16 protein-coding genes are annotated in these 23,917 nt (G+C 45.3%); 12 read left to right on the top strand and 4 right to left on the bottom strand.

The window, feature by feature from the left end; translation table 11 throughout:
* The first annotated feature begins 1 nt into the window (after position 1).
* The 6 genes from ACZ0NX_RS03855 (at position 2) to ACZ0NX_RS03830 (ending at position 7,488) form a co-directional block, all read left to right on the top strand.
* Positions 2 to 1,567: an ABC transporter ATP-binding protein gene (locus ACZ0NX_RS03855; RefSeq protein ID WP_415689431.1), complete on the top strand. Its 1,566-nt coding sequence runs from the start codon at positions 2 to 4 to the stop codon at positions 1,565 to 1,567.
* Positions 1,568 to 1,883: 316 nt separating this feature from the next.
* Positions 1,884 to 2,252, top strand: coding sequence for a 50S ribosomal protein L19 (rplS, locus tag ACZ0NX_RS03850; RefSeq protein ID WP_004127473.1), 369 nt, complete (start codon positions 1,884 to 1,886; stop codon positions 2,250 to 2,252).
* 35 nt (positions 2,253 to 2,287) lie between these two features.
* Positions 2,288 to 3,127 (top strand): signal peptidase I, encoded by an 840-nt coding sequence (gene lepB, locus ACZ0NX_RS03845; protein WP_464405624.1) that lies wholly within the window; start codon positions 2,288 to 2,290, stop codon positions 3,125 to 3,127.
* Between the two features lie 10 nt (positions 3,128 to 3,137).
* Complete coding sequence (locus tag ACZ0NX_RS03840; protein ID WP_464405622.1) at positions 3,138 to 3,824, top strand: ribonuclease HII; 687 nt, start codon at positions 3,138 to 3,140, stop codon at positions 3,822 to 3,824.
* Between the two features lie 321 nt (positions 3,825 to 4,145).
* Positions 4,146 to 6,713: an ABC transporter ATP-binding protein gene (locus tag ACZ0NX_RS03835; RefSeq protein WP_464405620.1), complete on the top strand. Its 2,568-nt coding sequence runs from the start codon at positions 4,146 to 4,148 to the stop codon at positions 6,711 to 6,713.
* A gap of 100 nt (positions 6,714 to 6,813) precedes the next feature.
* Positions 6,814 to 7,488: an HNH endonuclease family protein gene (locus ACZ0NX_RS03830; RefSeq protein ID WP_464405753.1), complete on the top strand. Its 675-nt coding sequence runs from the start codon at positions 6,814 to 6,816 to the stop codon at positions 7,486 to 7,488.
* A gap of 498 nt (positions 7,489 to 7,986) precedes the next feature.
* On the opposite strand, the gene serS is transcribed toward ACZ0NX_RS03830, so the two are convergent.
* The 4 genes from serS to ACZ0NX_RS03810 form a co-directional block, all read right to left on the bottom strand.
* Entirely contained in the window at positions 7,987 to 9,273 is a 1,287-nt protein-coding gene (gene serS / locus ACZ0NX_RS03825) for a serine--tRNA ligase (protein ID WP_464405618.1), read from the bottom strand.
* 196 nt (positions 9,274 to 9,469) lie between these two features.
* Positions 9,470 to 9,838 (bottom strand): DUF6725 family protein, encoded by a 369-nt coding sequence (locus tag ACZ0NX_RS03820; protein ID WP_464405616.1) that lies wholly within the window; start codon positions 9,836 to 9,838, stop codon positions 9,470 to 9,472.
* Positions 9,807 to 10,070, bottom strand: a complete 264-nt coding sequence (locus tag ACZ0NX_RS03815) for a Txe/YoeB family addiction module toxin (protein ID WP_004121095.1) — start codon at positions 10,068 to 10,070, stop codon at positions 9,807 to 9,809. Before ACZ0NX_RS03815 ends, ACZ0NX_RS03820 begins: the two co-directional genes overlap by 32 nt.
* 22 nt (positions 10,071 to 10,092) lie before the next feature.
* Complete coding sequence (locus ACZ0NX_RS03810; RefSeq protein WP_464405614.1) at positions 10,093 to 10,368, bottom strand: type II toxin-antitoxin system RelB/DinJ family antitoxin; 276 nt, start codon at positions 10,366 to 10,368, stop codon at positions 10,093 to 10,095.
* Positions 10,369 to 10,837: 469 nt separating this feature from the next.
* On the opposite strand from ACZ0NX_RS03810, the gene ACZ0NX_RS03805 reads away from it, so the two are divergent.
* The 6 genes from ACZ0NX_RS03805 to ACZ0NX_RS03780 all read left to right on the top strand — a co-directional run bounded on the left by ACZ0NX_RS03805 (position 10,838) and on the right by ACZ0NX_RS03780 (position 23,799).
* On the top strand, positions 10,838 to 11,614 hold the full coding sequence (locus ACZ0NX_RS03805) for a DUF6577 family protein (RefSeq protein ID WP_415689439.1): 777 nt from the start codon (positions 10,838 to 10,840) through the stop codon (positions 11,612 to 11,614).
* Between the two features lie 9 nt (positions 11,615 to 11,623).
* A complete protein-coding gene (locus ACZ0NX_RS03800) occupies positions 11,624 to 12,694 on the top strand; it encodes a nucleotidyl transferase AbiEii/AbiGii toxin family protein (protein WP_464405611.1) in 1,071 nt (356 codons plus the stop codon).
* Positions 12,695 to 13,680: 986 nt separating this feature from the next.
* Positions 13,681 to 19,407, top strand: coding sequence for a Rib/alpha-like domain-containing protein (locus tag ACZ0NX_RS03795; RefSeq protein WP_464405609.1), 5,727 nt, complete (start codon positions 13,681 to 13,683; stop codon positions 19,405 to 19,407).
* A 249-nt stretch (positions 19,408 to 19,656) separates the two neighbouring features.
* Positions 19,657 to 21,378, top strand: a complete 1,722-nt coding sequence (locus ACZ0NX_RS03790; protein WP_464405608.1) for a SpaH/EbpB family LPXTG-anchored major pilin — start codon at positions 19,657 to 19,659, stop codon at positions 21,376 to 21,378.
* A gap of 296 nt (positions 21,379 to 21,674) precedes the next feature.
* Positions 21,675 to 22,736, top strand: coding sequence for a class C sortase (locus ACZ0NX_RS03785; protein WP_464405606.1), 1,062 nt, complete (start codon positions 21,675 to 21,677; stop codon positions 22,734 to 22,736).
* Between the two features lie 238 nt (positions 22,737 to 22,974).
* On the top strand, positions 22,975 to 23,799 hold the full coding sequence (locus tag ACZ0NX_RS03780) for a GTP pyrophosphokinase (RefSeq protein WP_464405604.1): 825 nt from the start codon (positions 22,975 to 22,977) through the stop codon (positions 23,797 to 23,799).
* Positions 23,800 to 23,917 lie beyond the last annotated feature (118 nt).

Below are 23,917 nucleotides of genomic sequence, written 5' to 3'. Positions count from 1 at the left end.
TATGAACACTTTAAACAAAAACGCTGAATTGAATGCACAGAATTTGGCTTCACAGAATTTGGCTTCGCAGTCTTCGATTACAAGCGACATTATTGACGCAAAGCACATAAGTCAGAGTTTTACATCGGATAGTGGCACCACTCAGCACGTGTTGCACGATATTTCCTTCACTCTGCAAGAGGGAGAAATCGTAGCAATTCTAGGGCGTTCGGGCGCGGGAAAGTCAACCTTCTTAAGAACAATGGCAGGCCTGATTCAGCCTACAGAGGGAACGGTTAAGTATCGCGGACGCGAGCTTACAGGGCCAAACCCAGGGGTTGCAATCGTGTTCCAAACCTTTGCTCTTATGCCATGGCTTACGGTTCAAGACAATGTGGAGCTTGGTTTGCGTGCTAGAGGCGTTAGTAAAGAAAAGCGCACGGAGCTTGCTCTTGCAGCAATCGATGCAATTGGTTTGGACGGCTTTGAAACCGCGTACCCAAAGGAACTTTCGGGCGGTATGCGCCAGCGCGTAGGCATTGCGCGTGCACTGGTTTTGCGCCCAGACGCTCTGTTTATGGACGAGCCATTTTCGGCTCTCGACGTTCTTACGGCAGAAAATCTTCGTCAAGAAGTGCTTAAGCTTTGGTCTAGCGAAGAGCGCGATATTAAGTCGGTTGTAATCGTTACGCACAACATTGAAGAAGCTGTGCAAATGGCGGATCGCGTGGTTGTTTTGGGCTCGCATCCAGGTCATTTGATTGCAGACGTGCAGGTTGATTTGCCTCGCCCGAGGGACAAGCACAGCGCGGAATTTGAGGCTATGGTCGATAAGCTTTACGCAATTTTGACTGGCTCGAATCCCGAAGGAGATGTGGAGGCAGAAAACGCGGAATCTGCAGCTGCTAGCGATTCGTCTAGCGCGGCTGCCGACTCTGTGCCTGCAGAGCAAACGGATGCGGAAGAAACCGAGGCCGCAGCAATCGCCGACATGCTTATTCAAAAGCATCACGACGCAGAAGTGGAAGCTAAGCAAAACGAAGAACAGGCGGAATCTGGCGAGGCAAAGCCAGAGCCAGTGGCTGTTCGATTGCTTCCAAACGCAACTCCAGGCGGTATGGCCGGTTTGCTAGACGTGATTTCGGAAACTCCAGATGGCATTGATTTGGCCGATTTGGCTGCGGATTTGTCGTTTGAAATCGATGATTTGTTCCCACTTGTGGATGCTGGAACAATGCTTGATTTGCTTACGGCAGAAAACGGCCATATTACGATTACGCCAGCTGGCCAAGAGTGGCATAACGCCGACATTCTGCACAGCAAGCAGGTGTTTGCGCGACTTGCGATTGAGCACGCGCCTCTTGTTCATGCGATTGATCAGGCTTTGAGCCGAAACCGCAACGGAAAGCTTCGCGGTGAGTTGATTTTGGATTTGCTTCGCAGCAAGCATACAGACGCGTTGGCTCGTCAGCAGTTTGATATTGCGATTAGCTGGGGTCGTTATGGTGAGCTTTTTGACTACGATGCTGACGACGATGAGTTAACTCGTACCGTTGAAACAGCGCCACTTAACAGCGTTGCACGATAATGTTGCGTGCTAGTGTTTCGCTAGTGTTTTCGGTAGTGTTTTCGGCAAAATCGCATTGCATAAATCTGTGGCAAGCTGGCCGCTAAATGTCCATTATGGAGCCTAAATTTATGTTCGTATGCTTTCAATAAGCGGATGCCGCATAGTCTGCTTATTAGTAGTCTAGTCAGCTTTTAAAGATTGGCAGATGGAAGCTCCCGTTAAGCAAACTTTTCGGGATGGATTATCAAAACGGGTAAAAAAGTGCAAAAATTATTGCAAAATCCCTGTTTTGGTTAAACTTGCGCTGATATGCGGCGGCGATGGAGGAATTATTATGGTGAATGCTGTAGAAGCATTTGATGCTAAGCATCTTAAGGCTGCCGAAGAAATCCCAGCCTTCCGCCCTGGAGATACCGTTGACGTTAACGTTAAGATTCAGGAAGGCAACAACACTCGTATTCAGACCTTTACTGGCGTAGTTATTGCGCGTAAGGGTGCTGGCGTTCGCGAGACTTTTGTTGTTCGTAAGGTTAGCTTCGGTACTGGTGTTGAGCGTCGCTTCCCACTTCATTCCCCAGCTATCGATTCGATTAAGCTGGTTCGTAGTGGTCGCGTTCGTCGCGCTAAGCTTTACTACTTGCGCGCTTTGCGTGGCAAGGCTGCTCGTATTGCCGAGCGTCGTGACAACAGCGCTGCTAAGTAAATTTATTTAGGTTAAGGATTTACATAAGGATTAATATGCATTCCGAAGACTTGCAAAATAGCGATAATCATATTGTTAATGTGGCAGGTCACGGCTTAAATCCTTCTCCTGTTCCACCCGAGCCAGAAGTTGAGCGTAATCTTGCTTCTGGCTCTGGTGTTATGAGCGCTTTTAAATTTGGCTCTAATCGTTGCAAAATCAGGGGAAATCACGTTTCTAGCAATGGCAATAAAGCAAAAACTGTAAAGCTTTTTAAAACTTCTTGGAAAGAGCTTGTTGCCTGGTACGTTTTGCCTATTATTGTGGTGATTCTTTTGCGAATCTTTATTCTGGGCGTGTATTTTATACCGTCTGGATCTATGCTAGACACAATTCATATAGGCGATTACGTTGTTACGTCTAAGTTGACTCCTAAGGTTTTTTCGCTAAATCGCGGCGATATTGTTGTGTTTGAAGACCCAGCTAATTGGTTAAATGGCGAAAGCAGCAGAGGTGGCATTCTTGCTGGCAGAGACTTAATTAAGCGCCTTATTGGGCTTCCTGGAGACACGGTTGAGTGTAAGGGGGACGGCGACCCTATTTTGGTTAATGGCGTTCCTGTTTTAGAGTCTGCCTACATTAGGCCAGGAGTAAGCCCGAGTGCTTTTCCGTTTAAAGTTAAAGTTAAGCCAGGCCACGTTTTTGTTCTTGGAGACAATCGCGCTAATTCCGCGGATTCTAGGTATCATAAAAACGATGGCGACGATGGCCTTGTGCCGATTTCTAAGATTGAAGGCGTGGCGTTTATGCGAGTTTGGCCGTTCAATCGTATGGGCATTTTTGAAAATCATAGCGACGCTTTTGATGATGTAAAAGCCAAGTCTGCAAATAAGTAGCGGTGGGCAAGTGTCGTCAGTTATTCCATCTTTTGACTTTGAAAAAAATCTTTTGCAAAGTGGCTTCGATTGGGTTATTGGCTTAGACGAAGTTGGTCGCGGTAGCCTTGCTGGCCCAGTTATGGTTGGCGCTGCGCTTTTTAGTGCGAAAAAGATTGAGTCTGGGTATTTTCCGCAGGGTTTAGCGGATTCCAAGCTTCTTAACGCGCATAAGCGAGAGGGTTTGCTGGAGCCGCTTGAAAATTGGTGTGATTCTTTTGCTGTTGGGTCTTGCTCAAATAAAGAGATTGACGAGTGGGGCATTAGCTACGCTCTTGGTGTGGCTGCTATTCGCGCGATTAACGATGTTCAAAATCGCATGCGCTCTAGCCTTAAAGATGCGCGGATTGCTGCGATTTTGGACGGTCCTTTTAACTACATTGGCAAGGTTTTAGGCACTTTTGATGCTCCTAGTATGCAGTTTTCTGTAAAAGTTAACACTTTGGTTAAGGCAGATCAAAAGTGTGCGAGTGTTTCTGCGGCCTCCGTTATTGCTAAGGTTACTCGAGATTCGCTTATGATTGATTTAGCGCAAAATCCTAAGTACGCTGCTTACGATTGGGCTAGTAACAAGGGCTACGGTTCTAAGGCGCATCGTGCTGCGATTTTACAGCACGGCGCTAGTGATTTACACCGTTTAAGCTGGCATTTGGGGTAGGCTTAAGCGGCGATTTGGCTGCGTTTTGGCGGCGATTTGGGGTAGCGCCTGAGCGGCGATTTGTCAGTTTGCGCTCGCCTCGTTCGGCGTGTTGATGCCTGGCGTTTAGCGTAATCTTGTGTGTTATAAAGTGTAATTGCAATTTGTTAGAGATTAAGTTTTTAAAGAGTGTTTTAAGAATTTTGTGTGCTGCTTAGAGTTGTTTTGATGTGTGATTGTGTTGATTGTGATTGCGTTGATTTTAGATGGTTTTTAGATGATTTATCGATTTGCAAATTGTAGTTCTTTGATGGGTTTTATTAACAAGAAAAGGATAGTTAAATGATTAGTCGTTTCTTTGCTTTTGTTCCAGGTGTTAAGCATCTGGTTGCCTTAAGAGCGGCGTGTCTTGCTATATCTTCTCTTGCAAACATTGGCTTTGTGTATGTTTGCGTTGGCATTCTTTCGCCTATTTTGATTCCAGCAAAATACACTGGTAAATCTTTGCTTAGCTCCGTTGAGTTAACGTCTTACTTAATCTCCCTTGTTGGTATTTTGATTGTAAAATACATTGCTTTTCATCAGTCGTGTATTATTTCCACCGAAATCGGCACTCGCGTAGCTATTAAGCTTAAGCCTAAAATGTTGCGCTCTATGATTTCTCTTAGTGCTTCCAATCGTCTTAGCTCTAGCGCGTATTCTTCGATTTGCGTAAATGACGATATTGCTTGGGTTCAGCGTTGGGCTGGCTTGCTTTTGCCTCAGATTCTTGCCGCTTTCCCTATGCCTTTTGCGGTTAGCATTGCGCTGTTTTCAATCAACACCTATTTGGCAACTATTTGCCTGTTTGCGGCCGTTTTTTCTGCGCTGGCTCTTGCTAGCGCGCTTTATAACGTTCGCGCCTCTCTGCGCTGTTTATGCGCGTTTTTGGCCTATTTTATGCTTGCTGTTGCTGTTGTTTGTACCGTGTGGCTTCTTTCTGTGCGTTCTGTTGGTCTTCCTGCTGCAATGCTAACTTTGCCGCTTCTTATGCTAAGCGTGGATCCAATTCGCCGAGTTGCCAATTGCATGCACATTAAAAATCGTGCCGCTTTGGGTCTAAATAATATTGGTGATTTGTTTAAAAGCGTTGCAAACAGTGAAGATTATTCTTTTGATTCAGAGTCTTTATTAGAAGAATTAGACAGCAAAACAACATTAAGCATTCCAGATGGTGCTAGCAATGTTTCGCTGCACGTTCGTTGCAATTTTGTTAAGAATAATCAGCCTTTGCGAGCATCGTTTAACGTTTCTAGCGGAAAACTAAACATAATGCCAAAAGAGTATTACGATTTGGTAGCAAACAACGTGCTTAATGGTGTTACTTTTAGCTCTAAATCCGACGTTGCGTTGTCGTATAACGATAGCTACGCTCTGCCTGATTTAGGTTCGCAATCGCCGTTTGTGGCGTCGGATTTTGGCGATATTTCGGGCAATTCTTCTTACATAACGCTTAATAACGCGGAACCTGGTGCGCTGGCGGATCTTGTAACAATTGTGCGCAAGAATAGTCACCTGTTTTCCGCCACTTTGCGCGAAAACCTGCTAATGGCCTCTAAAAATGCCACCACTACGTCTATGTGGCAGGCGCTGGGGGCTGCACGCGTGGATGGCGTTGTTTACGCGGATTACAACGGTTTAGACTTGCGCGTTAGCAATATTAATGTGGAAAATAAGCAAGACGTTTTTAGGCGACTTGTTATGGCGCGTGCGCTTATTCGCCGAACGCCAGTGTATATTTTTGACTATTCTTCCCAAGATATTAGTGCTAAAGAGGCTAAAAACCTGTGCGATACTTTGCGCAAAATCGCTAGAAAAGCTACGATTCTTGTGTTTCTTCCAAGCGATAGCTATGCAACTAGCGCAGATAATTTGGTTAAGGTTAGTGTGTTTAACGGTTCGCGCGCGGCGGCTGGTGCGGCTGGCGTGGCTGGTGGTGCGGCTGGCGTTTCGGGAGATGCGGCAAGTGGTGCGGGTGCGCAAGTCGCAAGTAATATCGCAAGTAACATCGCAAGTAATACCTCTGGTAAAGTCGAAAATATTGCTCATAATAATGGCAAAAAGTCAAACGTGTCGGCTTTAAAGAGGGCATTATTTGCCATTCTTAGCGCATTTTCAACCGCAATCAACATTGTTTGCGCAGTGCTTATTCCCGTTTGTGCAATCGCCGCAATGTTTGCAATTGCCAGCAGGCCGCTTTTTGGGCTAGCTGTTAAAGACTACGTTCTTGTGTTAGTTATTTGTGCGTGCCTTAGGTGCATAACGCTTGTGGCGTCTTTTGCGGGGCTGGATTTGCATCACGCTCATCTGCATAAGGCTGGCTTTAGTATGAGCGTTGGTATGGTTCTTTCGATTGTTCCAGCAATCGTTTTGCTATGCTACTTTAACGCGCAAATCGCGATTTTTGCGGCTGTAATTTGCTCGCTAATCGTGTTTATAATCCCAGGGTTGTTTAGGCTCAGTCTTAAAAACTTTATTAACAAGGTTCATCTAGACCAAAAAATGGTTGAGCTAGAAGTGGACGACGTGGAGCTTGGCCTAGAAGAAGTGCTGGCGTTCCGTCAGGGAGACCATTGCGTTAAGCGAGTTGTTGATTCAATGAAAAAGCTGGCTCAGCAGCGCGTTAGATTATCGCGCAAAGTGGGCAGAATGCAGGCAATTCTTATGTCTGTTGCGCTTATTGGCATCGCCAACGCAATAATGCTGGTTTCCAACACCATTCATCCGCTTGTTACTAAGAATCCGCAGTGGAACGTTGTGTATGCGGTTATGGCAATTATTATTCTTATTAGCCTTATCCAGCAGGTTCTAGACGTTGTTATTAGGCGTATTCCTTGGGTTGTGGATATTAATCATGCTGCGCAATCGTAGGGGGCGTGAGTTGCGTGGCGTGCGTGGGCCGCGTGGGTCGCGTGGTGTAGTGGGCGCGCGTTATAGCAGCGCACCAGTATCTAGAAGCGTTACGGCTTTTATGTGGCTTGTGTTGCTTGCTGTTCTGGTGGGCATTGCTATTGGCTTAATTTTGCCAAAAATCAACCAAAATGTTGGAAATATTACGGGCGAATACGTTGCAATTGGGGATGCTGCGCAAAAACTTAGCCAGCTAAAGGTAGGCAAATCGCACGCGTCGGGCTACAACAGAAGCGTTTTTGGCTATAGAACCACCGACGAAGATAAAAACGGATGCGATGTTAGAGAAGACGTGCTTGCGCGCGATTTGATGCATGTTCGCTTTAAATATGCTGGCTCTTGCAAAGTGGTGTCTGGGCTTTTGCGCGATCCATACACGGGGCTAAACATCAACTTTGTGCGCGGGCGCAAAACCAGTGCGCTTGTTCAAATCGACCATGTTGTGGCGCTAGAAAATGCTTGGCAATCTGGGGCGTGGAAGTGGAGTCGTGCTAAGCGGCTTAAGTTTGGCAACGATATGCTAAATCTTCTTGCTGTGCAGGGGGCTGCGAATCAAGAAAAAGGCTCTGCTTCTGCGGCTTATTGGCTGCCGTCTAATAAGACGTTTAGATGCGATTATGTGGCTAGGCAAATTGCTGTTAAGTACAAGTATGGGCTTAGCGTTACCAGCGCGGAAAAGCAGAGTATGGCGTCTGTTTTGCATGGGTGTTCTGCGCAGGCGCTGCCTACAAAGTAGTGGCGCGTTGCTCAAATTGGCGTGTTGAGCTACAAAATGCGTCAATTTTTCCCGACTTTGTACCATGTTTGGCCTAAATCACGTACAAAATGCGTTAATTTTTCCCGATTTTGTACCATGTTTGGCCTAAATCACGTACAAAATGCGTCAATTTTTCCCGATTTTGTACCATGTTTGGCCTAAATCACGTACAAAATGCGTCAATTTTTCCCGACTTTGTACCATGTTTGGCCTAAATCACGTACAAAATGCGTCAATTTTTCCCGACTTTGTACCATATTTGACCTAAATCACGTACAAAATGCGTCAATTTTTCCCGAAAATGTTGTTCGGAACGGCAAAATCTGCAACAAAATGCGGCGTTATGCAAATAAAAAAGGTGCAAACCAAAACTGATTTGCACCCTTATGCTTTTCCAATCGATTTGATTAATCAATCAAATCACATTAATGGCTTAAAGCTATTTTTAGGCTTCTAGGCTCTTAGTTTCCTAGTTTTCTAGGCTTCCCACTTAGTAGGCTCAATAACCTCTTTGCCACCCATGTACGCTTGCATAGCCTTTGGAATATCAATCGAACCATCCTCGTGCTGATGATTTTCCAAAATCGCCACAAGCCAACGAGTAGTAGCCAAAGTGCCATTAAGCGTGCTAACTGGGCGAGTCCCGCCATCTTCCATGCGCTCGCGAACGTTTAGGCGACGAGCCTGATACTCCGTGCAGTTAGACGTAGACGTCAACTCGCGGTAGCGGTCCTGAGTTGGAACCCAGGCTTCGCAGTCAAACTTGCGCGCGGCAGAAGAACCGAGGTCGCCAGCGGCGGTATCAATGATTCTGTAAGGAACTTCCACTTTTGCAAGCATTTCTTGTTCCATTCCAAGCAGCTTTTGATGCTCGGCGCGAGAATCTTCCTGCTTGCAGTAAACAAACATCTCTACTTTATCGAATTGATGCACGCGAATAATGCCAGACGTGTCTTTTCCAGCAGCGCCAGCTTCTCGGCGGTAACAGCTAGACCAACCGCAGTAGCGCAAAGCGCCATTGCTAAGGTCAAGAATCTCATCTTCGTGCATGCCAGCTAGTGCAACCTCAGAAGTGCCAACTAGGTATTGGTCATCTGGTTCGCGCAGGCGATAAATCTCGTCTGCGTGCGAATTTAAGAATCCCGTTCCGCGCATAACTTCTGGGCGAACAAGCGTTGGCGTAATGGCAAGCGTAAAACCGTGCTCTTCTGCCTGGTCTACAGCCATTGTAAGCATTGCAATCTGCAAGCGTGCCACAGCTCCACGCAAGAAGTAGAAGCGCGAACCCGCAACCTTTACGCCTCTGCGCATATCGATTCCAGCAACGCCAGTTCCAAGAGTTAAGTGGTCCTTTGGCTCAAACCCTTCCGCGGCAAAGTCGCGAGGAGTTCCAACCTTTTTAACAACTACGTAGTCGTCTTCTCCGCCTTCTGGGGCTTCGTCTTCTACAATGTTAGAAAGCTTCCACATTGCGGTTGTGTAGTCTGCCGTAGCTTGCTCGGACTGAGCCTTAAACTCTGCAACCTTTTGCGCTAGCTCTTTTGTTTGGGCTATGAGTGTTGCTTTTTCGCTATCTTGTGCGGCTGCAACCTTCTTTCCGATTGCTTTTTGATCGGCTCGGGCTGCCTCAAACGCCTTTAAACTTGTGCGGCGCAAATCATCTGCGCGAAGCACTTCATCGACTAGTTCCACAGACTCGCCACGCTTGCGCTGCGACTCCTTAACTATGTCGGCATGTTCACGAATAAATTGGATATCAAGCATGACTTCTAGCCTAGTGCCGCAAGGCGACAGATGCGCGACGACCTGCCTTTTCGCTTAAAGCGTAGCGCGCGAACTACTTTCCGTGTTTTGTACGTGATTTAGGTCGATTTTGGTACAAAGTGCGGAGTTGTTTGACGCTTTTTGTTGTTCTGCGTGCTGGTTAGAGCTACAAAGTGCGGAGAATCGCTCGCGCGGATTAGATGCGATGCTTGCGCTCGGGTATTGGCTTTAGCCTTACGATTGTGCGCGCGTCGATGAACATTTCTTGCTCGGGTCGGCTCCCGTTTGCGGCCGCGTCGCGCATAAGATGCAATGTTTCGCCGTCCCAGCTGATTACGTGACCAATCGCGTCGTGATACTCGATTTTTTGTGCGCTGCCGTCGGTTTCTTGCGATCTGCCATCGGTTTGCAATCTTTCGCCGTCGCCTAATTGCGCAATTTTGTACGTTCGCACCACAATCCGCGCGCCAACTGGTATAAACTCTGGCAGAATCTGCCGCCTAATTAAGCTAATCGTGCCGCCGCCTTCCGCGTTATTTATCGTCGTAGTGACCTTTGCATGCATAAATTATAATCGTGTCATCTGTAAACGAGTATACGATTCTATCTTTGTCGCTCACTCGTCTACTCCAACAACCAGAATAGTTTCCTTTAAGTGGTTCGGGTTTTCCTTTTCCGTCGATTGGATTCCGCATAATTTCTTTAATAATATTGTTAAGCTTTTTACGAGTTTTATTATCGCTTTCCCAATAGAGATAGTCACTCCAAGCGTCTGGAGTCCAAGCAATTTTTCTCATTGTTTGAATCCTAATGTTTAATCTAATCCATGATTAAATTGTGCTCTTCGAGCTTTATGGTGCCATTTTTAACGCCATCAATCTGCGATTTTAAATATGCCTGATTTGACGGCGAGTAAAATGGGTCTAGCGAAAAATCTAACGGTATTCTCTTTTCACGACCAATCGTTTTGATAAACACGTTCAGCGCGGCGCTCATAGAGATTCCGAGTTCTTTGCAAACTCGTTCTGCGTTGAGTTTGTCTTCTTTCTTTGCGCGAAAGTTTACGTTTACTATGTCTGTTGTTACTGTATTCATCTTGGTTCCTACTCTTATGCTTTTGTGGAGAATTTTATACTTTTGCATAAATGTATACGATAATTATATATGATGTAACGTAAATATCATTAATTATGCAAGCAATTGTTGATGATTTTCGGTAACGCGGGTGCGACGACCGACATTTCCGCTTTTTGTTGCAGATTTTGTGGTTTTGAGCTACATTTTCGGGAGGTTTTTCCCGAGAATGTTTCCAAAATTGGCCGAAATGGGAACAAACGCGGTGGAAAGGGAACAAACGCGGGAAATCGCTAGCGCTGATTAGATGCGATGCTTGCGCTCGGGTATTGGCTTTAGCAAGTGCTGTCTTTTTATATTTTGCTATTATTTTCGCACCCTATATGGTTTTATATGGTATTTACATTTGAATATTGACTTTATGATTAATAGATGGAATACTAGATAAATAGGAACTAGATATCGGCAAAAATCTATAGGATTTGCCGATGTGCGTTATGGTGTTTTTATAAGAGGGAAGAGGGCAATAAAATACATGAAGTGGTACGAAGAAGTGCTTGACGAAATTAGTGCAGGCAGAACTTATTCTCATGGGGAATTAGTGAGCAAGCTTAAATCGTTGAAGTCTAATATGTCAAATAGTACTTATCATTGGTCTATATCATCTTTAGTCAGCAATGGAAAATTGCTTAAACTTGGGTATGATTCGTATAGTCTGCCCGAAGCTTCGCATAAAAAACAGTATTATCCAGATTATTCCAATAAGTCCATTAAATTGATAAAGGTTATTTCTAAAAAATATCCACACGTCCTTTTTACTGTGTTCGAAACAGCTTTAATGAATGATTTTTTGAATCATTTGGTTGCGCAAAATACAATTTTTTTGCAAGTGGAGAAAGAAAGCAGTATATATGTTTTTCGATTTCTTCAAGAAGCTGGATATAAAAATGTTATGTATAATCCTAGTAAAAAAGAATTTGATTTGTATTGGTCAAAAGATTGTATTGTTGTAACAGATATGATATCTGAATCTCCAGTTTTTGCAGTGGATTCTTATTTGTCAACTGATTTTCATTCAATAACCTTAGAGAAAATTCTCGTTGATATGTTATCAGATAAATTAATATCTACAACTTATAGTATCGCTGAATTTAGTGATGTTATTGCGCAGGCTAAAAGTGTATATCTTCTCGATAAAGTGAGAATGCTTAGATACGCAGCAAGGCGTAATCGCAGGAATATGCTCGTAAAGTACCTGGAAGGATAGAGGGTGGTTATGTTTCTTAAAGAAAATTTTACAGCAGAACACATCTCTAGGCTTAGGTCTGAAACGAAATCTGATCCTTCTATATTAGAGAGAACTGTTTTTGCTTTTGGTTTGCTTGAGGCGATTGCTAAAGTTGGTCTTCCCTTTATATTTAAGGGCGGAACCTCTCTTTTAGTTATGCTTAATTCTCCAAAGCGTTTAAGCACTGATATTGATATTATTGTTAATCCGAATACAGATATTGATGCTTATATTGAAAAAGCTGGGAAAATATTCCCGTTTATAAGTGTAGAAGAGAATATTCGAGAAAGCTCTCGTAACATAGAAAAGCGTCATTTTAGATTCCATTTTCTTTCTCCAAGAACTGGTAAAGATATTAATGTGCTGTTGGATGTCTTGTTTGAAAATAATCCATACGAAGATATAGTTAAATATCCAATTAAGAATAAGTTCCTTTTAAGCGATGATAACAATCTTATTGTAAATGTTCCTAATAAAAATTGTATTTTAGGAGATAAACTCACTGCGTTTGCACCTCATACTACTGGCATTCTTTTAGGTGATGGCAAGGAGTTAGAGGTTATAAAGCAATTGTTTGACTGTTGGACTCTTATACAAGAAATGGACGATTACAACTTAGTAGTTAGATCTTATAACAGAGTTTCTCAGATTGAGCTTGAGTATAGGAATCTTAGTATTAGTTCATTGGATTGCTTAAAAGATACTATTGATAGTTGCATTTGTATTATGGGCAGAGGTTCTGTAAATTCAAATGACTATGAGAGTTTTTCTTTAGGTATAAATGCTATTAAGGGTCATGTTTTTTCTGAAAGAATCAATGGAGAAAATGCTTGTATTTATGCCAGCGAAGTAATGTATCTTGCTGCGTGTATTTTAACTGGCAAAACTGTTTTCAAACGTATTACAAATCCAGATGAATACAGAGATGTGTGTTTGAAAATAAGTGGTATGAAAAAGATTAGTAGTATTCGAAACACTAATCCATTGGCGTATGCTTATATGATTGAAGCGTTGCAAATGTTAAATGATGTTGGGTTGTATAACGAGAGCATTTTATAGACCGCGTGCGCTCCGACCTACCTTTGCGCTTAAAGCGTAGCGTGCGAACGGCACGACCCACCTGAGCGCTTTGCTCAAGATTCGTTATATTTGTCTCAGCGGTGAGACATTTGTAACGTTTTTTGGCTGATTTTTGTTACGTTTGTCTTGGCGGTGAGGCATTTGTAACACTTTTTGGCCAAAATTCGTTATATTTGCATCATTGATGAGACAAATATAACGCAAGCAGAGCGCTGTCTAGAGCTACAAAGTGCGGAAGGTTGTTCCGCATTTTGTACGTGATTTGGGTTGAATTTGGTACAAAGTGCGGAAAATCGCTAACGCGGATTAGCTGCGATTTTTGCGCTCGGGCACGGGCTTTAGCCTTACGATTTGCATGCGCTTGTGGTTCGCGCGCACCCAAACCACAACATATTGTGGTTTTGCGACACGCGGGTTTTGCAAGACACTCCGCCTACTACATAAAACTATTCGGTTATTATCGCATATTCAATAGATTTTTTTGCAAAATCCAATCATTATAAAAACTTTTACGCTCTGCGCAATTATGTTGGGTTGCAACTTGCAATTCGTTCTGGGGGGGGGGTATAAATATTAATGGCTTCGGTTAAAGCTGCGCTTTGCTATCTTGTTTTTGCGTGCGAGTTAATCGCTGGGTTAATCGTTGGGTTAGCCCCGAGTTAATCGCGCGTCTAGCGCCGCGTTGAGCGATTGCTGAACGTTTATGCTGTGTTGGGCAGTGGGAGTCCCCGCTTTGTACGGGTACTGGTTGGAACGCTCGGCACATTGTGCTTAACGCCCTTTGAGTATTGGATTTGTCTGGTACTCTACCCGTTTTGGGCGTTGTGCGCAAATGCGTAACACAAGCAAGAGCGAAGTGCAACAGAGTAACTAAGAATAAAGAGGAACAAGCCGCATGGAGTGGGTCCATGCAGTGTGTTGGGGTTTGCCACGATATTCGCGGTGCCAGGAAAGGTGAGTAGACTATGTTACCAGCAGGGTTACGTGGATTCGCATCACGCGTGGGGCGTCTTGCGTTGCGCGCTTTTGCTTGGAATAAGGAGGGCGCCGAGTCTTGCGCCGCCGCTTCTGCTGCCGCTTCTGCCACTTCCGAAAGCATCGCCGCTGCCACCGCGTCCACCGCAGCATGCACAGCACACCCATCCCACACTCTTCGCCGCGCGCTTCTAGCAATGCTCGTAGCCGCCGCCACGCTCCTCGCAATGCTCATCTTGCCGCCAGTAAATAGGGCTTTTGCTGATGAGGGTGCTCGTTGGGATTATGGCGGAACTGGCTATATTTCTGGTAAGGGTTTTGATTGGGCTGATTCTACACGAGATTTGAACATTAGTTACCCACGTTTGTGGACTGGTCAAGATGGTAAAAAGAAGATTACCTGGACAGTTACCTTTAATAAGAATTCTTATTTGCTTGCTCATATTAGAGGAGGCACTTTAAGAGTTAAAGATAAAAATGGATACAAAAACCTTGTTATAGAACCACACTCATCTTACGCAGGCCATAGTGATGTTCCTCCAGAAGGTGCAGGTTTTTCTGGCTCCAAACCGCTTTTTATGGTATTTCTTCCTAAAGGAATTAATAACGTTAATATTGATCGTAGGCGTACTGGTCGAGATGCTCTTGGAGGTAACGGCAAGTTTGCTCGTTGGCCATATGAATATGGTAAAGGTGGTAAAGATCTTAAAAAGTGGTACAAAACCTATCCAGAAGATGTTGTAGCAGATAAGTTAATCCAGTGCAGCGATGGATATGAATGTAAAGATCCTGCTGAACGAGATAGAAAAACTCAAGAATTTTTAAATGAGTCTTGGGAAGAATCTTGGAGAAAGCTTACTCTAATTAAAAATAATGGCGTAAAAAAGAGTAGTTGGAGTTGTCAAAATGGAAAAATAGACTATAATCAGTCAATTGCTTCATTCGCTGGTCCTAGTAATTGGAATAAATATAACGGCGCGCACTATGACAGTGGAGACGGTTTTGATACCTTTTGGAATGAGGCGTTAGGTGAAAAAAGACTTGGTTCTGGCGAGTGCATAGGAGAGTCTTGTAGAGGTTATAGCTTAGCTGAGATTAAACAGTGGAAAAGTAAGTTTCAGGTTGTTCTTGCTTCTTGGGAAAAGAATGATTATTCCTTAGCTATGGAATGGAAGATTACTGGCGATTACGACGAGAGTATTAAAAACCCAGAGCTTTTGCCGCTTATAGCAGGATGGAATTCTAATAAAACAAAAGGTAATTACGGTGATCCTTTCCCAGGTAAAAAAGACGAATGGCAGAGCAAATGGTCCTTCATAGGTCCGTACGATACAGATGGCGACGGAATTCCAGATTTGTCTGAGTTCTATCTTGGAACTGATCCAACCAAAAAGACCAACATTCTGTATCCTGTGTATAAGTCTAAAATGCTCAGTGATTACCCGAAGAGAGGCGCAAAGAATCCAACAGACTATGGCGGTACAGATAACGTACCAGTTACAACATATAAAGAGCCTATTACTGTTAAGCCATTTGTAAATGTTGGTACGTGGGTAAGTAATACATTTGATCCAAATCTGTTCCATCAAGATAAAAACGCTGATGGCACTAATGCGACTTCTACTGATTTGCATCATGCAATAGATTTGCCTGGTGCGGAGAATACTGCATATTTGAACATGAGCTATGCGATTACTGGTGTTCCAGATAATGGTGTTACAAACAATAATTGGCAAGGTTGCGATACAAACACTAAAGATGGCTGCGTAAAGATTGACCCGAAAACTGGATACATAACTTATCGCCCTCGCAAAGACGATTGGAAGAAATATCCAGATGGCTTGGAGTTTAAGGTAAAGGTTACACACATAAATCCTAATATCTACCCGTATAATTCTGATAAAAATAAGGGTCAGGCATGGGTAGAGGAAAATGTACCTGTAAAAATAAAAGTACTTTCTAATGCGTCACTGTACAACCCGCATTACGATGAAACCACTGTTAGCTACGATACGAAGAATAATAGGTTTAATCCTACTGATAGCAAAGAGCCTAAGAGCGTAAAAGACAGCAAAAAGCCGTGGGTTAGGGAAGGCCCACTGCCTAGTGGTTCTACCTTTAAGCTAGAGCAGTACACTCAATACACTTCTCCTGTGCTTGATTGGTCTAAGATTGATTCAAAAAATACAGGAAACGGTAAAGTGACGTTTAGCCCGTCTAAAACAGAAGCTGGTACAAGTGATAAGACCCCTGTACTTGTTACGTATCCGGATGGTTCTACGTCTAAAGATAGTGACGCAGGTAATTATGACAAGGTTGTATATGCTCCTGTTAAAGTGCAAGAGTTGCCTGTTACAGACGGCGATTTGCATCTTAACCTTTACGACGGTACGCAAATAAATAATGGTCAGTTTAGTGGCTGGAGCTTTGGAGATGCAAATAATCCTAAAGAGCTTTCTAAGACCACGAAAATAGGTGGGCCAAAAGAGAACAAAAACAACGGTATTGTGCTGGATTCGTGGTCCAATAACGCCAAAGGTCCTATTACCTTCCGCGCAGTGTGCCATAAGAAGAATGACACTAAGTATAAGCTGCTTAAGCCTGCCGAGGGCAATAGTAAGGCTAGTGGGGACATTAATGGCTTGCAGTTTGAAGAATTCCGCCAATGGATTCGCGATAACGACAAGAAATGTAAGGTAAAGGGCGCGAATTGCAGTGACGATAACCACTATCTTCATCCTGGCGAATACAACAAAGACACTATGGAGCGTTCGCGCGCGCTGATTGGCGGCAAGCCTAAGGAAGGCGGCGAGTACGAGTGTAAGGTGTTCGCGTTCCACCAGGCTCACGATGGTAAAGGTACGCAGCATAACGGTGCGCTCACAAAGTTTGATCAGTTAGCTAAAGACAACGGCGCAGGTTTTGTCTTTGCTTTTGATACTGGTGCTTTTGCATCCAGTAGGGGCAAAGAGTGGGTTTCTGGCAACTTCTACTTTAAAATCAAGCTCAAAGACAGCCAAAAGTATAATCCGACTTATAAGACGATTCCAACGATTCAAGCTGGTACGTTTGCTAATAAGGAGGCTAATAGCTCCGGTCAGCCAAAGAGCCACACGAAGATTACGGTGAATGGCAAGCAGGTAAACGCTAACGGTGTTCCAGATGATGACTTGGGCGGCGTTGAAGATGGCAAAGCTCTTCCACCAGGCACGTGGTTTGAGATTAAGAAGCTTGTTAAGAAGGTTGATAAAACGCAACCTGACAAGTTCCCATCCGAGAAGGAACTTTGGTCTAACTTTGAGGGCGGCGAAGACAACGTTAAGCGCGATAATAGCGGCAAGCCTGTTATGGAAAAAGGCAAAGTCGTTCCTTTAAATGAAACTGGTCGCGAATACGGCTCCGTCACATTCCGTCCAGATAAGTGGAAAGACGCTGGTCAGTACTGGGCTGAGGTTGTTGTGCACTACCCAGACGGCTCTGCTTCAAGCGATGACGACTCTATTAACTACAAGCACCCTGTGTATGCAAAGGTGAATGTTACGCGCGACGACAAGGATAATAAACTTTATCTTAACCTGTATAAGCATTACTACGATAAGGGCATGGGCGACGGCTACGACCTTAAAGTAGGAGATTCGTTACCTAACGATGCGACCTTCGACTCGTGGATGACTAAGTCTGTTGGTAAGTTGCATCAGCACGTAATCTGCTCCAAGAAGGGTAAGGATGGCAAGTATAGCGATTATACTTACAACACTCTGCCTGGTCATGTTAATAACACGAAGTCGAAGGAAAAAATAGAAAAAGACGGCTTAAGGTTTAAGAGTCAGAAAATATGGGATCATGCGAGCTTTGAGCAGCAGAAGCAGTGCCGTCTTGATGATAAGAAATGCGATAAAGACTACCTATACGACAGGGACGGCGCTTCCGAGCAGACGCGCGGATATTTTGGCGGAAAGGCTCAAAAGACTGGCGACTACCAGTGCAAGGTCTACGTTATAAGTGGCAAAGATAAGTCTGAGGCGTTTGCGAATGCTGTTAAGGCTAATATAAAGAAGAGCACTTCCAAAGACCCAGCTGCTGGTTTGTTTGATAAGACTAAGGACAATAAGTATCCATACGGTGAAGACAGCAAAGGCTATAAGATTGGCTCTTTCGATATTCGTATTCATAACGACAACCACTTCTACAACCCGAAGTACTTGGATGTGAGCGTTACGGCTGGTCAAAAGGTTGAGAATGCTGTGCCGCAAAGCGTTAAGAGTGCTAACGGTGCAGATAAATCCCAGGATGCTGTGAAGGCTGGTGCGCTTCCAGACGGAACTTGGTTTGAGTTTAAGGATGCTACTCACGGCTTTGAGGTAAATGCTGACGGAACTAAGGGAAAGCAGGTTTCTCTAGACTGGTCGTATTGGGCTGGTAACGCCGCAGATAAGGCAGGTGATCAGAGCAATAAGCCTGACAATCCTAAAGATCCTAATAATCACAATGGCAAGCACAGTGCCAAGGACGACGGCACGCGTTACGGCAAAGTGACATTCCACCCAGATCAATCTGTTGCGCCTAAAGCGTACTTTAAAGAGATTGTAATCCATTACCCGGATGGCTCTACTTCGGATAACCCGGATTCTGGTAACAACGGCAAGCCTGTGTATGCGAAAGTTACAGTTAGAGGCTTAAGTGGCGCCGACAAGGATCTTAAGATGACATTGCTAAGGTCTAAAGACGCTGATCCTGTTCATGACACGCTTGATAGCAGTCACTCTCTTACTGTTATGAGCGGCATGAGCCTTACTAATAACCCGTATGTGCGCGCGTGGAGCTTGAAAGATCGCAGCGATATTTCATTGCGCATGATGTGCACTAAGCAAGGCGAGCAAAAGTGGAGCCGCGGGCTTGAAGATACTCTCAATATGCACTTAAACCAGAATTACGGTGAAAATGTGAAGCCGTGGACTTTTGCAAATGCTGCGCAGAGAAAGTCTTGCAGTGAGAACAGTAATAATTGCATGGCTAACTTGCTGTATGGTTTCACGAAGGGGCAGCAGAACAGCATAGAAAGCGCTGTGTCTCGCAGTGAAGACGATATTGTTGGCGTACCTCAAAAGGCTGGAATGTACACGTGCGCTGTGTTTGCGTTGAAGCCGAATGCGCTGGCGGCGTTTAATAAAACTGTTACTGAAAGTCTTATTGATAATAATAAGTATTCGTCTAGGGATATGAAAACGGTTCAGCTTAGTGACGTAACTGTTGGAAAAGACTGGAACAGAATTGCTGTTGATGTGAACGTGATGGATCCGCCTAAATTCGCTCTGCCAAAGACGGGCGGGGAAGATTGCGTGAACTGGAACATGCTTATGAGCGTTGTGTGCGTGCTTGGCACGGGCGCTATGGCGGCTGGGTTCTTCCTTGATCAGACCAAGTGGGGGCGCGCGATGCTTGAGGCGTTGTTGCGTAAGGCGATGCTGCGTAAGGCGATGCGCGGTGGGGTGCGCGGTGCTGAAGGGGTGGCTGCGGATTGCACGGCTCGCACAACAGCGGCCAGCACGGCGCCAGCCTCGCTCGCAGCGGCGGCTAATCGCGCTGTAGGCGCGGCGGCTTGCGACCACGCGGAACCTGCCCCCGCAATCAAATCTTTTATCCGCAAAACTGCCGAGCGGTGCGGCGGCGTAATGCTGCGCATCGAATGGTGGATAACCGAAAGGTGGCGATGCTGATGAAGATATTTTCTGCAGCGTAAAACCTGCGGGAGGGTTTGGGCGCATGATTGTGCTCAATCAAAACTGAAAATGATAACTAAATGGATTAGCTGGTGTGAATTGGCTGGCGGATGCTGGCTGGCTGGCGCGTTTGCGGCGCTGGTTGGCTGGCGGAAGTTGGTTGACGAAACTAGCTAATATAAACTAACAAAACATAACACATATCTCTCAAAGTGTTCGCAAGAACAAAACAAACAAGGAGAAAATATGAACAAGATAACAAAGCAGTGCGTGGCCGCGGTGGCCTCGCTCGCGATGGCTGGCACGCTGTGCGTTGCTGGCGCCGTGGTTGCTGGCAGCTCCGCGTGGGCTGAGGATGCCAAAACTCCATGCGAGGCTACTAAGGCACCATGGGATGCAACGCAAACCAAAAACTGCGTTGGTTCCATTACCATCACCAAGTGGAAGGATGAGCCGAAAAAACAAGGCGACAAAACTACTCAGTCTAAGACAACACATGTTGCAGGCGCTAAGTTTAAGGTGACTAAGGTTAAGTCGCTTGACAATTCAGCTCTTGACCTTACAAAATATGATGAATGGCTTAAGGTTGCTGCTAAGGTCACAACTCTTAACAATGATCCTAAGACTACTAGTAATATTGATTTTGACGCCTCAGTAACAAACCCTAATGCACCTGCAGAGCAAACTGATAAGACTCTATTTGCGACTGATTCGAATGGTGTAGCAAAAATAGATAATCTTGGAATTGGCTTGTACAAGATTGAAGAAGTCGAAGCTCCAAATGATTATCAGAAGCTTTCTAAGCCATTCTTTATGACTATTCCAGAAGTTACTAGTACGGATGGTAAAACTAACTCCTACAAGTATGCTGTAACGGTGGAGCCAAAGGATCTTTACACTGGTGATGCTATTCATAAGTACGCGGATACTAAAAACTTTATTGGCGATAAGGATGATGTAACATACACAATTAAGTCCAAGGTATCTTCAAACAGCCAGACTCCAGTTGATAAATTCACTAAAGATGATTTACTTGAATTTGCTATCTGGGATGACGTTCCAACTAATGCGTTTGATGCTGCAAAAGATGCTGTGAAGAAGGTTGCGTTGAGCAATGCCACAGGTAATGATTCATTCACACCTACTGGAACTAGCAAAGATTATGAGGTTGAAGATCCTTTAGTTGGTACTGGTACTGAGACTGGAAAGAATGGTATCGAAGTAGGTTACTCTCGTATTAAGGTTAAGTTTACCGAAGCTGGCCTCACAAAGATTGCTGCTGCTTACGCGAAAGACCCAACAATAACAGTCAATGTAACTCTTAAGTTCACTCTTAAGGAAGGTGTCACTTCTGGCAAGATTGTGAACAAATTTGGTATGCAAGGAGGACATAGGACGGGTGAAAATCCACCAGTACCTGTTAATCCAAATCCAAACCCAGAATCTGAGGTAACTGTTCGTGACTTCCAGATTAAGAAGGTTAATGGAGCTAATGAATCTGAAGGTCTTAAGGGTGCTAAGTTTGCAATCTTTACTACTGAAGAGGCTGCAAAAAAATGTGCAGAAGATGCAAGCCGTACTGACGCAAACTGCAAGGTAGCTGACTATGCTAAGGGCTTTGATAGTACAACTGAAACTGTTGCAACTACTGGTTTAACCAAGGCTTTCAAGGCAAAGGTTGGTCAAGATTTCTACGTTGTGGAAACTAAGGCTCCAACTGGCTTTGTTTTGTCTCCAAAGGTTGAGAAGGTAAACATACCATCTACTGAAGCTACCAATACCACTTATACCTACACCTTTAAGGATCTTCCAAACGGTGGTCCTGATGGTGGCGATAACTGGTTCAAGCTTCCAAAGACTGGTGCTGCTGGCGTGATTATCTTTGCGCTTATTGGCCTCGGTCTCGTTGGCTCTGGTATGTTCGTATTCCTTAAGAATCGCAAGAAGGAAGAAGAGCAGGCTGCGTGATTGTGTGTGATTAGCCAACGCTGGATTAGGTGGCGTTTGGTTTAATCATGCAAAAGATTTAGGCACTTTGTACCAGAAGACACGCTGCAGCGCTTAAAACAAAATGCGTTGAGCATTTTGTTTCTACGCTGGCGTGTTCTGGTACAAAGTGCTCTAATCTTTCCCGAGTTTGTACGTGATTTGGGTCAAATGTGGTACAAAGTGCGTCAGTTTTTCCGCTTTTTGTACGTGATTTAGGCCAAATTTGGTACAAAATGCGGAGCTATTTCATTCAATAGCTTTAGCTTGGAGGAGTTATGAAGCTAGCCGATATTAGCAATTTGTGCCGCTCGTTGCGTGCGCGCGCTGTTGCGGGAAAATCGCAAGCAGCCGAAGACCAAACATTACGCCCAAACTCAAGCCAAAATATAAACCAAAATACACTTAAAACTAAAAAAATAACTAAAAAAATAACTAAAAAGAAAAGCGCGCTGATGCGCATTATAGAGCCGATTGTGCTGGTTCTTGCAGGAATTCTGTGCTTTAGCTATCCTGTGTGCTCAACGCTGTGGAACAATCACGTTTCCAAGGAGATTTCCACAGCGTACGATAAATACAACCACGACCAGGCGGGCGACGTGCGACGCGCGCATATTCGCGCCGCAAGGCGATACAACACAACGCGCAAAGACATGCTTACGCGCGACCCGTACGGCGGCGACGGTCAGGAAGACCTAACCAACACGCCTGGCTACAAGCGATACCTTAAAACGCTTGAGGAGCCGATGGGCATTATTGGCATTGTAAAGATTCCGAAGATTGGCGTAAAGCTGCCGATTTACCACGGCACGCTGCAGGAGACGCTGGCGCGAGGCGCGGGGCACTTGTACGGCACGGATTTGCCAGTGGGCGGCAAGGGGCGGCACACCGTGATCACCGCGCACACGGGTCTGCCGAACGCAACCATGTTCGACTCGCTAACCGACCTTAAAAAGGGCGACTACTTTTACCTAGACGTGCAAGGCGAGACCTTGCGATACAAGGTGTTTCGCATAAACGTGGTGGATCCGCACGACATAAGCCTGCTGCAGCGCGAGCCTGGGCGCGATTTGGCAACGCTGCTTACGTGCACGCCGTATGGTGTGAATTCGCACAGGCTGCTGGTGACGGGTTACCGCGTGCTGCCGGACCCTGTTGCGGCGCCGGAGGACCATGTGCAGTGGCCGCTTTGGATGACGCTGTTTGTTATAGCGATGATATTCTCGCTGGCGATTCTTTCCATGATGATTACGGCGGCGGCTGGCAAGAGGCGGCGCAAGTGGGATATTCGCGGCAAGCACATACTATGGGTTGGGCGTGGCGAGGTTAAACTGCGCTAGCGCTATTTCCCGATTTTGTAGTCCAATACGCTGTTTAGAGCTACAAAGTCTGTAAGTTTTTCCCGAGAATGTTGTTGATTTTGCCGTTTTGAGCTACAAAGTCGGTAACTTTTTCCCGATTTTGTTGCAGATTTTGTGGTTTTGAGCTACATTTTCGGGCGCGACGACATACCTTCGAGCACGCATATTCCCAGGTGATTATCAGACTTATAGCAAGATTGCGAGTAAAATAGAAAACGTGATACTTGATCGTCATAATCGTTTAAATTTGGCCGAACTTTACGCCAGCCTGCAGGGGGCGGGCGATGGTGGGGCGCAAGACGCCGCTGCTACAAATTCGCCAGCCGCGGAAAAGTCGCAAGCAACCGCCGACGAAAAGTCCGCGCAAAAATCATCTATAAAAAGCGAAACGCCGCATCTTCCGCCCGAGCAAATGGACGAATTCGTAAACATGATGCAAGTGTACGAAGGCGCGATGTACGAAATTAGCACGAAGCTGGAGATTTTGGACGGCGAGTTTCAGGTGCGATTTTCGCACAACCCCGTGCATCACATGGAGCGGCGGCTAAAATCCGTGCACTCGATTTTTGAGAAGCTGCGCCGCAGAAATCTAAGCATATCAACGCGTTCGATTCGAGACAACCTGTTTGACGTGGCTGGAATCCGCGTGATTTGCAATTATCGCGACGACGTGTACGCGGTGGCGCAATACCTTTCCAAGCAAACGGACATTCAGGTGCTGCAGGTTAAGGACTACATTAAAAACCCAAAGCCGAATGGGTACCGCAGTTTGCATGTGATTTACGCTGTGCCGGTGTTTTTGTCGTCGGGCGCGCATTACACGCCGGTGGAGGTGCAATTCCGCACGATTGCAATGGATTACTGGGCCAGTTTGGAGCACGCGTTGCGGTATAAGGCGGATTTGCCGGATGCAAAGCTGGCGGAGCATTCCAAGACGCTGCTTGAGTGCGCGCAGAATTTGCAGGCCATTGAGGCGCAGATGCAGGGGATTCATCGCGATATTAATGGTGCGCCGCGTGTGGAGGATGCGCCTGAGTCGTAGGCGCGCGACGAGCAACAAAGTGCGTCAATCTTTTCCGCTTTTTGTACGTGATTTAGGCCAAATTTGGTACAAAGTGCGGAGTTGTGTTCCGCGTTTTGTACGTGATTTAGGTCAAATG

This window comes from Gardnerella rara (assembly GCF_055452355.1).
The sequence above is the reverse complement of the archived record's forward strand: the minus strand, read 5'-3'. Positions and strand labels throughout refer to the sequence as shown.